Here is a 14,817-nt window from a genome sequence, read left to right on the forward strand (position 1 = left end):
AGCAATCTGGAATCCCTCATCATGAGCAAGCAACAATATCGTCTGGGCATCGACGCCGGCGGCACCTTCACCGATTTCATCCTCGCCGACCGCACCGGCAACGTGCAGCTGTTCAAGGCACCCTCGACGCCCCAGGATGGCACGATCGCGATCCGCAACGGGCTGGCGCAAATCGCCGATGCCATTGGCCGCACGCCGGCCCAGATCATTGGCGACTGTGACCTGTGCATCAACGGCACCACCGTGGCCCTCAACGCCTTGATCGAAAAGACCGGGGTCAAGGTTGGCCTGCTGTGCACCGACGGCCATGAGGACAGCCTGGAAATCCGCCTGGGCCACAAGGAAGACGGGCATCGCTATGACGCCAGCTACCCGCCGGCCTACATGCTGGTGCCCCGTCACCTGCGCCGACCCATCGGTGGCCGAATGCTCAGTGACGGCAGCGAATACGCCGCGCTCGATGAAGACGCGATTCGCCAGGCCATCGAGTATTTCCGCGAACAAGACGTCAAGGCCGTGGCCATCTCCTTCGTCTGGTCGGTGCGCAACCCCAGCCACGAACTGCGCGCCGCCGCCATGGTGCGCGCGGCATTGCCGGGGGTGTTCGTCTGCACCGGCAGCGAGGTCTTCCCGCAGATCCGCGAATACACCCGCACCTCGACCGCTGTAGTCAACGCGTACCTGAGCCCGGTCATGGGCCGCTACATCGAACGGATCGACGCGCTGTTCGAGGAGCTTGGCGCGCAACAACCGACGCGCTACTTCCAGTCCAACGGCGGCCTGGCGCCGGGCGTGGTGATGCGCGAGCGGGCGGTGAATGCCATCAACTCCGGCCCGGCCTCCGCGCCGCAAGCGGGGTTGTGTGTCGCGCAGCCATTTGGCATCAATAACGTGATCACCGTGGACATGGGCGGCACCTCGTTCGACATCACCCTGAGCAAATCCGGGCACACCAACTTCAGCAAGGACACCGACTTCCTGCGCTATCGCATCGGCGTGCCGATGATCCAGGTGGAAACCCTCGGTGCCGGTGGTGGCTCGATTGCCTACCTCGATGACTTCGGCATGCTTCAGGTCGGCCCGCGCAGCGCGGGTGCCAACCCCGGCCCGGTGTGCTACGGCAAGGGCGGCACCGAGCCCACCGTGACCGACGCCAACCTGGCCCTGGGCTACCTGGCCGACGGCGCGCTGCTGGGCGGCAGCATTCGCCTCAATCGTAAAGCGGCCATCGACGCGATCCGGAGCAAAATCGCCGAGCCTTTGGGCATCAGTGTCGAACGTGCGGCCATCGGCATCATCACCCTGGTCAACCTGAACATGGTCAGCGGCATTCGCCGGGTCTCGGTGGAGCGTGGTTATGACCCACGGGACTTCGCCCTGATCGGTGCGGGCGGTGCGGCGGGCATGCACGTCATGCGTCTGGCCGAGGAAATCGGCAGCCAGGTGGTACTGATTCCGAAGGTGGCTTCCGGGCTGTGCGCCTACGGGCAGATTCTCTCGGACATCCGATACGACCAGTTGACCACCCTGCCCATGCGCCTGGACGACGATCTGGTCGACCTGCCCTTGCTCAACCAGACCCTGCGCGACTTGCGCGAGCGCGGCATGAACAACCTGCGCGACGATGGCTTCGGTGCCGACGACAAGGTGGAATGCCTGTACAACCTGGAAATCCGCTACCTCGGCCAGATTCACGAATGCAGCGTCGAGCTGACCTGCGATCAACTGGATCAGTCGAGTCTGGTGGCCCTGCGTGAGGCGTTCCACACGCGGCACAAGGCACTGTTTTCCTACAGCGAGCCTGAGAGCCCCGCCGAGCTGGTCAACCTTGAGTGTTCGGTGATTGCCCGCCTGCAACGCCCACCGATGCCGGAGCTGCCGGCGCCCGACGAAGACGCCGCCCCCCAGGCGAGCGGCTACCGGTCGATGCTGTTCAGCGCCCAATCGCCCTGGCAGGAAACCCCGGTGTACAACGGTGACCGCCTGCAATCCGGGCAAAGGGTGCGAGGCCCTTGTGTGATCGAAGAGTCGACCACCAACATCGTCGTTCCTCCGGGCTGGCAGGCGACGCTTGCGCCCTCGGCCACCTACCGGCTGACGCCTGATGATTGACCGCCCGTAAGCATTGGCAAATGATGGCAAACCAGCGGTGCCGAGGGTTCTCTACCTCGGCACCGTCCTCATAATAAAAAGATACGAGGGCCGCCATGGCGTACAAACTTTCCACCCGCTCCTGGCCCGACAGTCAACGCCAGCCGCTCTGGGCCCAGGCCATCGGCAGCGCCTATTTCCCATTGTCCCTGGAGTTCGCCCCCAGCAGCACCTTCAGCGGCAGCCTGCAGATCTGGGAAACCGGCAGCACCCCGTTGACCCTGTCACGCTTGCGCTCCAGTCAGCTCGGCTATTCGCGCAGCAAGGCCCAGGTCAGTGAAGATCATGAAGCCTGCTACCTGGTCACCGTACCGCGTCGCAGCGAAGTGCATTTCGAGCAGGACGGCCGCGCCCTGCATTGCCAGCCCGGCGGATTCATCTTCGAGCGTGGCGATGCCCCCTACCGCTTTCACTATGCCAGCGACAACGACCTCTGGGTGTTCAAGCTCCCTGAACGCGCGTTGCATGGCCAACTGCGCGGGGCCGAGCGCTACACCCGCTTCTGCTTCGATGCCAAGCGCGCACTCGGACGGATTTTCGTCGATCAACTGGCGATGTGTGCCGCCCGCTTCGACGAGTGTGACGAACCCGCCCGCCACATGCTCTTGGAGCAGGCACTTTCAACCTTGTTAATGGCCTTGCGCGACGATGAGCGAGTGCTTAGCAGTGAAAGTTCGAACCTGGCGGCCATGCATTTGCAACGCATCGAACATTACGTCGACAAACAACTGGGCAACCCGGACCTGGCGCCCCAAGTGATCGCGCAGGCTTGCGGCCTGTCCGTGCGCTATTTGCACAAACTCTTCAGCAGCACGCCTTACAGCCTCGGCGAATGGATTCGTCTGCGCCGCCTCGAAGCGGTCCACCGAGGCCTGCACGACCCCAATTGCCACCTGTCGATCGGCGAACTGGCCATGCGTTGGGGGTTCAGTGATCAGGCGCAATTCACCCGAAGCTTTCGCCAGCATTTCGGCTGCACCGCCAGGGAAGTGCGCAGCGGTGCCGCGCGGACACCGGGTGCATCGAAGCTGTGTGTCTGAGCCGGGAGTCAGATCCCGGCCCTTGAGCATTAAGGATCGACCTGGCCCATCAGTTCCGCCACCGACTCCTGGCGATTGGCGTAGCGCTGCGCCAGGACCGCACAGACCATCAGTTGAATCTGGTGGAACAACATCAGCGGCAGGATCAACACGCCAATGGTGCTGCCAGCGAACAACACCTGGGCCATTGGCACCCCGGTCGCCAGGCTTTTCTTCGAGCCGCAGAACAGAATGGTGATGCGGTCCTCCTGACTAAAGCCAAAGGCCTTGCCCAGCACGGTCGACGCCACCAACACCAGCCCCAGCACCACGCAGCAAGCCACCACCAGCCCGGCCAGGTCCCGCAGCGGAATCTGGTGCCAGATGCCCTCGTTTACCGCCTCACTGAACGCCCCATAGACCACCAGAAGAATCGAGCCCTGATCGACGAACTTCAGCCAACTCTTGTTGCGCCCGACCCAGGCGCCGATCCAGCGTCGTGCGATCTGCCCGGCCACGAACGGCAGCAACAGTTGCACGCTGATTTTCACAATTGCATCGAGGGTCGAACCACCGTCGCCGTGCACGTTCAACAGCAACGTCACCAGCAATGGCGTGAGGAAAATCCCGAACAGGCTGGATGCCGCCGCGCTGCAAATCGCCGCCGGAATGTTGCCGCGTGCCAGGGAAGTGAAGGCAATCGCCGACTGCACCGTGGCAGGCAGCGCGCAGAGGTAGAGCATGCCCATGTACAGGTCATCACCGATCAACGGCGACAGGACAGGCTTGAGCGCCAGGCCGAGCAGCGGAAACAGCACGAAGGTCAGGCTGAACACCAGCAAATGCAAGCGCCAGTGCCCGGCGCCGGCGATGATCGATTCGCGGGACAATTTGGCGCCATGCAGAAAAAACAGCAGGGCAATGGCGATGTTGGTCAGCCAGCCGAAGCCTATCGCCACCTGGCCACTGGCAGGCAGCAAGCTGGCGAGCAGGACCACGCCGACCAGGGTCAGGGTGAAGTTGTCGGGTAAAAAGCGCGGGCGCGTCATCAGGATCATCCGGTTTTGCCAGGAAGGTATCGACGACTCTAACCCGCTGGCGGATTACCGACTAACGCTAACAAGCCAGCAGATGTCGACTAAAGGACATGCCGGCCATGTCAGTTGAAGCTCATGCCACTCCGGCGCCTGACCTCATAGGAATCATTTCGCCACTATTCAACTGACAACCTCTTCATTCTTCTATAGATTCCTGTCGCAATGCACCTTCTGAATGACTAAGGAACGTCATGATTGACTCCGTTGTTTCAATATCCGAACAAGCGTTTTTCAGTATCGTCACGTCAGCACTGGAAGCCTACAAACTGGAACATGTCTTAACCAACGGCGACTCGGCGGCGGAAGTCGAAACGTTCGGGCATTTGTGGGGGTACTGTCAGCGAACCATCGGCACCCAGATGATGTACCGAGTGGTATTGGCAGACACTTCCACCGCCGTTGAAAGAGATCAGAACTCCGTCATTTATACCGATGAGGCTCAGGACCTGAAACAAGGCTTCATTGATACGTTTTTCCCGGAAGTTTGCTATCTGGGGGACTATCACAGTCATCCGTACAGTCACGAGAATGACGAGATCAAAACCGAACTCGAACTTGAACGAGGTCACTACTACCGATTCTCCGACGCGGATTTCCGGTCCGTCAAAGCCCTGCAGGACAATGCACTGGACTATCGGGTCGGCCTGGTTGCCACCGTGTTCGAGCGTGAGCGCAAGGTCAAGCGAACGCTGAAAAAACTCGATGGTGAAAGTTGCATCCGGTTTCAATACCTGAACATGACGATCTGGTTGAAGGCTTACGTCTGGACCTCGGACGAAAACATGAACTATCGGCGCAAGGCGGACAAGATGGTACGCCTGGTATGTCCGAGCTTGAATTTATTGGCCGAATGACCGCCGGATTGAACGGGATCAAACCCGGTGAGATGCGTCTGAACGGAGCGTGTGAATCGCAGATAAGGCAGCAGACAAACCACGGCGCCGCGTCATGTTGCCCAAGTCCGCTCGGCGACGTTTCGCAGGAACCATGGGCCGGGCTCAATTCAGCAGTTCAGTGATCCACCGGGCCTGCCGGGCGATTTCCTCGGCCTTCTCTTCGGGCACTGCCTGTCGCGCCCGGGCGAAGTGGGTCAGGGTCTGCTGTTTATGGCGCAGCAGGCGCTGCCACTTGGTCAGGAACGCCGGGCTGCGTGCCTGCATCTGCAGCGGGCCGAAGTACAGCTCCTCGGCGGTATAGGTCACCGGTCCGTCGCGCTCGGCGACGATGATTTCGTAGTCAAAGCGGTTTTCCCGCAGCACTTCCTCGCAGAGGATTCGGTAGCCATTGTCCATCAGCCATTGACGCAGCGGCTGCTCGCCGCCGTTGGGCTGCAGGATCAGGCGTTCCCGGCCGCTCAGGCGCGCCTTGCCGCTGTCGAGGATGTCGCGGATCGTCTCGCCACCCATGCCACAGAGGCTGATCGCCGTGATGCCGTCTCCCGGCTCGATCGCCGCCAGGCCATTGGCCAGGCGCACGGTGATCCACTGCTCCAGGCCGTTCTCGCGCACGGTGCGTTCGGCCGAGCGCAGTGGCGTCAATGCCACCTCGCCGGCCACCGCCGCCGCGATGGCGCCACGACGCATTAATGCCACCGGCAAGTAGGCGTGATCCGAGCCGATATCGGCCAGGCGTGCATCGGCTGGCACATGCGCCGCCACACGCTCCAGGCGCATGGACAATGTCTGTTGGTTCAACTGCAGCCCCTTTTCACTACGAACGTCCAGCACCGCAGGCCGGATCGGGACGCAATTCTGTCGAGCAACGCCCTGGATTTCAAATCCCGGCGACCAGGGCCATGGTTTGCCCCCGTCCGTCCCTTCCCCCGGCAGGTCACCCAGGTCAGGCGCAACACCGTCCAGCCCGAGTGCAGTATGATCGCAATCACGCTTTGAGCCGTTTGATACGGGGGGCAACGGGATGACCACAAACACCACACGACAAGGCTGGTCATGGGTCTTGCCCTCGTTGCTCGCCCTCAACCTGGTGCTGACAGCGGGATGTTCAGGCAAAGCCGCCAAGGCTCGCTATTCGACGTCGAGCACCGGCTCGAACTGTTACGCAAAAGCGCTGCCCACTTCCGGTGAAGGCGGTCTGGCATGGGGCGACACCTTGAACATGGCTCGCAAAAAATCCCTGGACAATTGCATACGCTATGCCGGGCGGTCCGGTGGCACGCCGGACACTTGCCAAGTGGTGTTGGCGCAATGCAGAAAGTAATGGCGCGGCAGCAAAAAAATAGGTTCTTCACGGAATCCCGGGATACAAAGCTAATGCAATACTTGTAGGAGCCAGCTTGCTGGCGATGGTCGTGAACGATAACGCGGGGAACCTGACGCCCCGCGGTGTTCTCCAGCTCATCGCGAGCAGGCTCGCTCCTACAGAGGACGGTGCCCACGTTGCAATGCCCCTTAAAAAACGCTTCTACCGCGCTGAATCGCGGTTTCTCCCGATGCAAAACGCCGACAAGCCCTAGTGACCGATCAGCGAACTGGCCAGCAACGCCTCCAGTCCCATGGGCTTGGCAAAATGATATCCCTGGGCCTGCCCTGCGCCCATTTCGCGCAGCAAGTCCAGCGTCGCTTGATCCTCGACACCTTCGGCCACCACGCTGAGGTCGAGCGATTCGGCCATCCGCACGATCGCCCGGACGATCGCGCGACTGCGGGCGCTGGTGGTCAGTTCGAGGATGAACGACTTGTCGATCTTCAAGCCGCTGAAACGGTATTGATGCACATAGCTCAGGGAAGAGAACCCGGCGCCGAAGTCATCGAGCATCACCGACATACCGTTGTCGGCCAATTGCTGCATGGTCAGCCGGGCAATCGCCGGCTCGGCGACCAGCGCACCTTCGGTCAACTCCAGGCAAATGCGTGACGGTTCGACCCCGTGTCGCGCCAGCAGCGCCAACACTTCATTGGCGAAGTCCGGGCGCGTCATGCTGTAGCTGGAGCAATTGACGTGCACCGCAGGCCAATTGGCGTGCTCGGGTTGTGCGAGGATCATTGCAACGCTGGTGAGCATGTAAAGATCCAGCCGGCCGATCAGGCGCAAACCCTCGACATCCGGCAGGAACTCGCCCGGCGCGATCACCCGGCCGCCCGGTTGATGCCAGCGGACCAGTGCCTCAAGGGCCAGCAATTCGCCGCTTTCAACGCTGACAATCGGCTGGAAATACGGCAGCAGTTCGTCCGTACGCTTGAGCGCGTTGCGCAAGGCCCCTTCGCGCTCCACCTGGTCCGAGACTTCCCGGCGCACTTCCTGGTTGAACACCGCGTAACTGTCGCGCCCGGCGCTCTTGACCCGGTACATCGCCGCGTCGGCATCACGCAGCAAATCCGCCGGTTCGTGATGGAACTGACTGTCGGCACTGACAATGCCGATACTGCAGGACGAAAACACTTCGTAGCCATTGATGAAAAACGGCAGGTCAAACGCCACGAGGATCCGTTCGGCGATTTCGATCACCACGTCCAGCGGCGCTTCGGGGGCGAGGACCGAAAACTCATCGCCCCCCAGGCGCGCCAGCATGTCGGCGTCGCGCAGGCATCCGCGCAGACGATGGGCGGCCTGCATCAACAGCAGGTCGCCAAAATGGTGGCCGAGGCTGTCGTTGACCATCTTGAAACGGTCCAGGTCGATGAACATGACCGCCAGGTGCCCGCCTTCCCTGCCGAACTGCGACCAGGCCGAATTGAGGCGCTGTTGCAGGTAAGTGCGATTCGGCAGCCCGGTCAGCGCATCGTGGGAGTTTTCGTGTTGCAACTTGGCATTGGCGTGATCGAGTTCGCGGGTGCGGTTCTGCACCCGCGCTTCCAGCTTGAGGTTGGCGGCGTGGATCGCTTCGGCAGCCGTGCGCCGCGACAACGCCGTATCAATGTGCCGCGACACGAACGTCAGCAGATCCTGATCCCGCAGGGTATAGCGAACCTGCGAGGTGTAGCTTTGCACCGCCAGCACGCCACGCACCACGTCGCCATCGAACAAGGGAATGCCCAGCCAGGAGTGGGATCGGACGGACTCGTCGGCCAGTTCTATTTCACCCTCGGCCGCCAGTCGCTCGGCTTTGTCAGCGTCAATCAGGCAAGGTCGGCGCTGACGAATAACGTATTCAGTCAAGCCCCGGCACCCACGTCGCGCTGCCGGGCGGGTCGTCTGCCGCTCATCGACGTAATAGGGAAAGGTCACTTCACTGGTCGCGTCGTCGAACAGCGCGATGTAGAAGTTTTGCGCGAACAGCAAATCACCGACGATGCCATGCAAGGTTTGAAACAACTCAGCCATGTCGCCCGGCTGACTCGATAGCTCCGCGATCTGGAACAACGCGCTCTGCAGGTGTTCGGCGCGCTCTCGATCCGCCACTTCCTGCGTCAAGGCTTCGTTGAGTGCCGAAAGCTCCAGGGTGCGACGCATCACCGTTTCTTCCAGGTCCTCGCGGTGCAGAATCCGGTCCAGGGCCATGGCGACGTGGCGTGCCACCACAAGGAACAGCGCGCGATCTTCAGCACTGTAGATACGAGAAACGTCGTAGACCTGCATCGCGAGCATGCCGAACACGTCATCCGAGGCATTTTTCAAGGGGGCGCCCATCCAGAACTCGGGACGGTCACCCACACAGTAGAAACGGCCTTCGGCTTCAGCCGCGAGGATACCGGCGGCGTCGATCAGCAATGGCTGGGCAGTGGTCAATACCTGCCCGGTCAACGACAGGTGCGAAGGGTCAAGGTATTCGTAGTTTTCGGACTCCAGGGCATCGACGTCGATGATGTCGACGTAATACGGGTAGTCGATCTTGCCGCTATGGGGGTCATACAGCGCAAGATAGAAGTTCTCGGCATCGATCAGGCTGGCCAGCAGCCGGTGAACCCCCACCAGAAACACTGAGCGGTCTCGGGTCGAACTGGCCAGGTAGGTAATCTCATACAGCACTCGCTGAGTGATCTGCGCCCGGGCAAGGGTATTGGTCTGGACCTGAATGCCCAGCCGCAGGGCAAAGTCGGCGAGCGCCGGGTCTGCGGCCTCGCTGACCGGCGCGAGTAGCCAACCCAATTCACTTTCGCCCTTGCCGGTGGGCCAGCGGTGCAATCGCCGGGTCCGGCAGAAGGCGTCGAACTCTTCGTTCGGGATGCTGGACGGCCACTGAATCCAGGCGTCACCCTGACCGACCCGATGCAATTGTTCACCGGCGCGGTAAACCGCCCACGCGGAGGTGTGGGCCCAGCTGCGCGCTGAGTCCAGCATTTGCTGGATCATGTGCTCGTTGCCAGCGTAAGCCATGCCGACAGTACCCGACGTCCCTTTTGGTTGAGATGCGACAACGTCGCAGTCGTTCGATTGCCGCGGGGAGTCGGTCAATTGACGAACACTCATCAGCGCTCCCTGAGCCAAAAACTGGCAATGCTCACTTACTGTTTGCTAGCAATATGCCAGTGAGCTTTTTGTTTATAGCTTATGGAGATTTTTTTCAATGGTTTTATTTGCTTTGACGCCAACAATGAGACAGACAACAAATTGCTCGCCGAAAGTTGTCGATTATTAGCCGGAACTCTTTACTCGCTGTCTTTTCGTCTCTGCGTCAGTGCCGCCCGACCAGTCACCGTTGCAGTCACTAGCGCCATGCACGGAAGACAGATCCTGTCTTCCGTGTACCTGAACGGCTACTGCCCGATGGCGGGATATTCGTCGCTACGATCGGGCCAGGGAGTCAAAATCTGAAAACCATCGTCAGTGACGGCCACCATGTGCTCCCACTGGGCCGATAGCGATTGATCCTTGGTGACCACCGTCCAGCCATCCGCCAGGGTTTTCACATGACGTTTGCCCGCATTGAGCATGGGCTCAATGGTGAAAATCATCCCGGCTTTCAATTTCAGGCCCTGGCCCGGATAACCGTAATGCAGGACCTGCGGCTCGTCGTGGTAGATCTTGCCGATACCATGGCCGCAGTATTCGCGCACAACGCTGAACCCATCCCTTTCCGCGACCGCCTGGATGGCATGACCAATGTCGCCCAACGTGGCACCGGGGCGGACGAGACTTATGCCGGCACACATGGCTTCATAGGTTGTCTTGACCAAATGCCGAGCCTGCGCACTGGGCTCGCCAACGAAGTACATGCGGCTGGTATCGCCATACCAGCCATCCTTGATGACAGCGATATCGATGTTCACGATGTCGCCATCCTTCAACGTCCTGTTCGAAGGGATGCCATGGCAGACCACTTCGTTGACGGATGCGCACACGGTCTTCGGGAAACCGTGATAGCCAATGTTGCCCGGGATGGCTTTCTGCACGTTGACGATGTAGTCGTGACAGAGCCGATCGAGTTCGTTGGTGGTGACCCCGGCTTTCACATGGGGAGTGATCATGGCCAGTACTTCGGCGGCCAGCGTGCCTGCAGCGCGCGACTGGGCGATTTCCGCGAGGCTGTTGATCCTGACGTTCGCCTTCATTGACTGGCTCCTGAGCTTGCATGGGGCTGGGAGCCTTGAGCGATATCCGCGACAGCGCAGAGCTGTTTCAGATCCAGTCCGCCCGCCGATTCGGCACGAATCAGCAAGCGGCAAATATCGCTGTGATCGAGGTTTGGATGTAATTCCGCGAGCATCCCGATGCGCATCCAGTGTTCGGCTTGCGCATTGATCGAGCGACTCAGCGCGTCGCTGGCGACGCGCAGGTTCTCATGCATGTTTTCTGAAATTTTGACGATTCCCATGACTTCCACTATATGAAATGCATATGAACCGTATATTAACCGGTTCGAGCATGGAATCAAATCAACGTCATGAAATGGGGGCGCGCCCCGCTCCCCCAGGGTTATAAAGCGTTCGATATAAATGGAAACGCCCCAATCAAGGGGCGCGATGACCAGCGTTCAGGTGTCTCGGGGAGCACCGCTGCCCTTTACCTGTTCGGTAACGCCGGGCAATCAGTGGCCTTCGGACGCATTGAACATGGTTTTGGCATAGATCAGTCCCAAACCATAGGCGCCACCATTGGCGATGGAAGTTTTCACGGTGGCATCGTAGGTGTCGGTACGAGCCCAGTCACGTTGCAACTCGAGCAGGTATTGCAGGGAAGTCATCGGGCGCGCGCCAAGCTGAATCATGCGCTGAATGGCCATTTCATGCGCCTCGACCGACACATCACCGCAAGCGTCCGCAATGAAATACACCTCGAAACCCTGATCCAGGGCAGAGAGCGCCGGGCCCACGATGCACACGGATGTCCAGAGGCCCGCCAGCACGATCTTGGCCTTGTCGTGACGGTTCACCTCCACCGCAATGCGCGGATCTTCCCAGGTGTTCATGCTGGTGCGGTCGATGACGGGCAGCTCGGGAAAGACCGATTTGATTTCATCGAAGATGGGTCCGGAAAAGCTTTTCTCCGCGACCGTGGTCAGGATGGTCGCGACCCCGAACTCTTTCGCCGCCTTGGCCACCAGGGCAGCGTTGTTGCGCAGATTCACAGCGTCGATGGACTTGGTCGCAAAGGACATTTGCGACTGATGATCAATCATGATGAGGGTGTGATCGTCAGGGTTCAGCAGGGTCTTGCCGGGCACGGCGGATGCGGTAGGCATGGGAGTCGCTCCATTATTGAATGAAAAACTACCCTTCAACTATGGAGTGCCCGACTGCGCCGTACTTGTATCCCTGTGCTTTGTTTTGGCCGGGGCCGGCTCACTGGATCGACAGGACGAATCGGCGCTCGCCCCCGGTCTCGTCGGCGCAAGAGGGTTGCTCGGGCAGGAATCCGCACCGTTCCAGCACTTTTCTTGAGCCGACATTTGACTCGTATACACAGGCAACCAATTGGGTCAGTCGCCAACGGGTCCGTGCCGCCTGGATCAGATGCCTGAGCGCCAGTGTGGCCAGTCCCTGCCCGCACATGCCTTGATCAATCCGGTAGCCCACTTGCGCAGAACCTGGCGGCGAACCAATGTCTTTCAGATTGGCTCGCCCCACTATGTTCCCACTGCAATCTTCGATAACGAACGGATGCCAGGCACCGATAGCAAAATCGGACAAATAGCCCGCAATGTGCTCGGCGACACCCGGCAATGAATAAAACGCAGGATCGCGCGCATCAATATGAGATTCAAACCAGGCGCGATTATGGCGTTCAAAGGCCAGCAAGGCTTCGGTATCCGTACTTTCAAGCTCGCGAATGCTGAATGATTTCATTCGTTCAATCCCTTGACTGAGTGGCGTCAGGCAATCGTCACACTGGCCCGCGCCGTGTGCAGTTTTTTATAGCTTTCGATCAAACGCAAATGTCGATCGAGCCCTTCCAGCTTCATGCTCGTCGGGGTCAGGCCGTAGAAGCGCACACTGCCGTCCACCGAGCCGATCGCAGCGTCCATGCGCTCATTGCCGAACATCCGGCGGAAATTGACTTCGTAGTCGGCCAGTTCCAGATCGTCGTCCAACTGCATTTCCAGCACCACGTTCACGGCTTGATAGAACAGGCCGCGCTCGACAGTGTTGTCGTTGTACTGCAGGAAGGCTTCCACCAGATCCTTCGCCTGTTCAAACTTCTGCAAGGCCAGGTAAATGAGCAGCCTCAACTCCAGTATCGTCAACTTGCCCCACGGCGTGTTGTCGTCGAATTCGATGCCGATCAAGGTGGTGATGTCGGTGTAGTCGTCCAGCTCGCTGTCTTCCAGGCGCTTGGCCAGGGTTCTGAGCCCGACTTTGCTCAGGTTGTGCAGGTTGAGAATGTCGGCGCGGAACGTCAGCGCTTTGTTGGTGTTGTCCCAGACCAGATCGTCGACCGGATAGATTTCCGAGTAGTCCGGCACCAGAATGCGGCAGGCCTTGGCGCCGATGTGCTCATAAACCGCCATGTACACTTCCTTGCCCATGTCCTGAAGGATACCGAACAAGGTGGCGGCTTCTTCGGCATTGGAATTTTCCCCTTGCCCGGAGAAGTCCCACTCAACGAATTCGAAATCGGCCTTGGCACTGAAGAAGCGCCACGACACCACACCGCTGGAGTCGATGAAGTGCTCGACGAAGTTATTCGGCTCCGTCACGGCCTGCCCCTCAAAGGTCGGCTGAGGGAGATCGTTCAGACCTTCAAAGCTGCGCCCCTGCAGCAACTCGGTGAGGCTGCGTTCCAGTGCCACTTCAAAGCTTGGGTGCGCGCCGAACGAGGCAAACACGCCACCGGTACGCGGGTTCATCAAGGTGACGCACATCACCGGGAACTCCCCTCCCAGCGACGCATCCTTGACCAGCACCGGGAAGCCCTGCTCTTCCAGCCCTTGAATGCCGGCCAGAATGCTCGGGTATTTTGCCAGCACGTGCTGCGGCACATCCGGCAGTGCCATTTCACCTTCGAGAATCTCGCGCTTGACCGCGCGCTCGAAGATTTCAGACAGGCATTGCACCTGGGCTTCGGCCAGGGTGTTACCGGCACTCATGCCATTGCTGAGGAACAGGTTCTCGATCAGGTTGGACGGGAAATACACCACCTCGCCATCCGACTGGCGCACAAACGGCAGCGAACAGATACCGCGCTGTGTATTGCCGGAGTTGGTGTCGTACAGGTGCGAGCCCCGCAACTCGCCATCGGGGTTGTAAATCGCCAGGCAGTACTCGTCGAGTATTTCTGCCGGCAGCGCATCCTGGGGGCCAGGCTTGAACCAGCGTTCATCCGGGTAATGCACGAACGCCGCGTTGGCGATGTCTTCTCCCCAGAACTGATCGTTGTAGAAGAAGTTGCAATTGAGTCGCTCGATAAACTCGCCCAACGCCGACGCCAACGCGCCTTCCTTGGTCGCGCCCTTGCCATTGGTAAAGCACATTGGCGAGTGCGCATCGCGAATGTGCAGCGACCACACATTGGGCACGATATTGCGCCACGAAGCGATTTCGATCTTCATGCCCAGGTCAGCCAGGATCCCCGACATGTTGGCGATGGTCTGCTCCAGCGGCAGATCCTTGCCCGCAATATAGGTGCCCTCTTGCGACCCCGAATGAGGCATCAACAACGCCTGGGCATCGGCATCGAGGTTTTCCACTTCTTCGATCACGAACTCAGGCCCGGTTTGCACCACTTTTTTCACGGTGCAACGGTCGATGGAACGCAAAATGCCCTGGCGGTCTTTGGCGGAGATATCGGCTGGCAACTCGACCTGGATCTTGAAAATCTGGTTGTAGCGGTTTTCCGGGTCAACAATGTTGTTCTGCGACAGGCGGATATTTTCCGTGGGAATGCCGCGAGTGTCGCAATACAGCTTCACAAAATAAGCCGCGCACAAAGCCGAAGAAGCCAAGAAGTAATCGAACGGACCAGGCGCCGAGCCATCGCCCTTATAGCGAATAGGTTGGTCGGCCACGACAGTGAAGTCATCGAACTTGGCTTCAAGTCGAAGGTTGTCGAGAAAGTTGACCTTGATTTCCATGCGGGATTACCAAAATGACGAGCTAAACGAAATGGCCGCCATTATCCGGCTTTTCGGCCGGAAGTCTTGTGCTTTGAACGGGAAGGTGACGGGCTGATGGAAGGACCCTCCCGCGCCGGCGAGCCCGTCGCCAGCCTCGTCA

At 59.7% G+C, this 14,817-nt stretch carries 12 protein-coding genes; 4 read left to right on the forward strand and 8 right to left on the reverse strand.

Features of this window, described 5'->3' with window-relative positions; genetic code table 11:
• Window positions 1-21 precede the first annotated feature (21 nt).
• Together capA and BLV61_RS03500 are read left to right on the forward strand one after the other, a co-directional pair.
• Window positions 22-2,112 (forward strand): caprolactamase subunit alpha, encoded by a 2,091-nt coding sequence (gene capA, locus BLV61_RS03495; protein ID WP_090462533.1) that lies wholly within the window; start codon window positions 22-24, stop codon window positions 2,110-2,112.
• A gap of 95 nt (window positions 2,113-2,207) precedes the next feature.
• Window positions 2,208-3,191 (forward strand): AraC-like ligand-binding domain-containing protein, encoded by a 984-nt coding sequence (locus BLV61_RS03500; RefSeq protein ID WP_047530096.1) that lies wholly within the window; start codon window positions 2,208-2,210, stop codon window positions 3,189-3,191.
• A 29-nt stretch (window positions 3,192-3,220) separates the two neighbouring features.
• Here BLV61_RS03500 and BLV61_RS03505 read toward each other — a convergent pair whose 3' ends face one another.
• The gene (locus BLV61_RS03505; protein WP_090469723.1) at window positions 3,221-4,219 is read right to left on the reverse strand and encodes a bile acid:sodium symporter family protein; all 999 of its coding nucleotides are present in this window, start codon (window positions 4,217-4,219) and stop codon (window positions 3,221-3,223) included.
• A gap of 239 nt (window positions 4,220-4,458) precedes the next feature.
• On the opposite strand from BLV61_RS03505, the gene BLV61_RS03510 reads away from it, so the two are divergent.
• Entirely contained in the window at window positions 4,459-5,121 is a 663-nt protein-coding gene (locus BLV61_RS03510; RefSeq protein WP_047530098.1) for a hypothetical protein, read from the forward strand.
• A 144-nt stretch (window positions 5,122-5,265) separates the two neighbouring features.
• On the opposite strand, the gene BLV61_RS03515 is transcribed toward BLV61_RS03510, so the two are convergent.
• Window positions 5,266-5,961 carry a tRNA (adenine(22)-N(1))-methyltransferase gene (locus BLV61_RS03515; RefSeq protein WP_279627435.1) on the reverse strand — a complete coding sequence of 232 codons (696 nt, stop codon included), beginning with the start codon at window positions 5,959-5,961 and terminating at the stop codon, window positions 5,266-5,268.
• A 223-nt stretch (window positions 5,962-6,184) separates the two neighbouring features.
• On the opposite strand from BLV61_RS03515, the gene BLV61_RS03520 reads away from it, so the two are divergent.
• A complete protein-coding gene (locus BLV61_RS03520; protein WP_047530100.1) occupies window positions 6,185-6,484 on the forward strand; it encodes a DUF4189 domain-containing protein in 300 nt (99 codons plus the stop codon).
• Between the two features lie 252 nt (window positions 6,485-6,736).
• Here BLV61_RS03520 and BLV61_RS03530 read toward each other — a convergent pair whose 3' ends face one another.
• The 6 genes from BLV61_RS03530 to BLV61_RS03555 all read right to left on the reverse strand — a co-directional run bounded on the left by BLV61_RS03530 (window position 6,737) and on the right by BLV61_RS03555 (window position 14,675).
• On the reverse strand, window positions 6,737-9,634 hold the full coding sequence (locus BLV61_RS03530; RefSeq protein ID WP_090462539.1) for a sensor domain-containing phosphodiesterase: 2,898 nt from the start codon (window positions 9,632-9,634) through the stop codon (window positions 6,737-6,739).
• A gap of 287 nt (window positions 9,635-9,921) precedes the next feature.
• Window positions 9,922-10,716 (reverse strand): type I methionyl aminopeptidase, encoded by a 795-nt coding sequence (gene map, locus BLV61_RS03535; RefSeq protein ID WP_090462541.1) that lies wholly within the window; start codon window positions 10,714-10,716, stop codon window positions 9,922-9,924.
• Complete coding sequence (locus BLV61_RS03540) at window positions 10,713-10,979, reverse strand: ParD-like family protein (RefSeq protein WP_047530105.1); 267 nt, start codon at window positions 10,977-10,979, stop codon at window positions 10,713-10,715. Before BLV61_RS03540 ends, map begins: the two co-directional genes overlap by 4 nt.
• Window positions 10,980-11,192: 213 nt before the next feature.
• A complete protein-coding gene (locus tag BLV61_RS03545) occupies window positions 11,193-11,846 on the reverse strand; it encodes a hydrolase (protein WP_047530107.1) in 654 nt (217 codons plus the stop codon).
• A gap of 100 nt (window positions 11,847-11,946) precedes the next feature.
• On the reverse strand, window positions 11,947-12,450 hold the full coding sequence (locus BLV61_RS03550) for a GNAT family N-acetyltransferase (RefSeq protein ID WP_090462544.1): 504 nt from the start codon (window positions 12,448-12,450) through the stop codon (window positions 11,947-11,949).
• 26 nt (window positions 12,451-12,476) lie between these two features.
• On the reverse strand, window positions 12,477-14,675 hold the full coding sequence (locus BLV61_RS03555) for an OsmC domain/YcaO domain-containing protein (RefSeq protein WP_047530111.1): 2,199 nt from the start codon (window positions 14,673-14,675) through the stop codon (window positions 12,477-12,479).
• Window positions 14,676-14,817 lie beyond the last annotated feature (142 nt).

The sequence above is a fragment of the Pseudomonas mohnii genome, assembly GCF_900105115.1.
Taxonomy (GTDB): Bacteria; Pseudomonadota; Gammaproteobacteria; order Pseudomonadales; family Pseudomonadaceae; genus Aquipseudomonas; species Aquipseudomonas mohnii.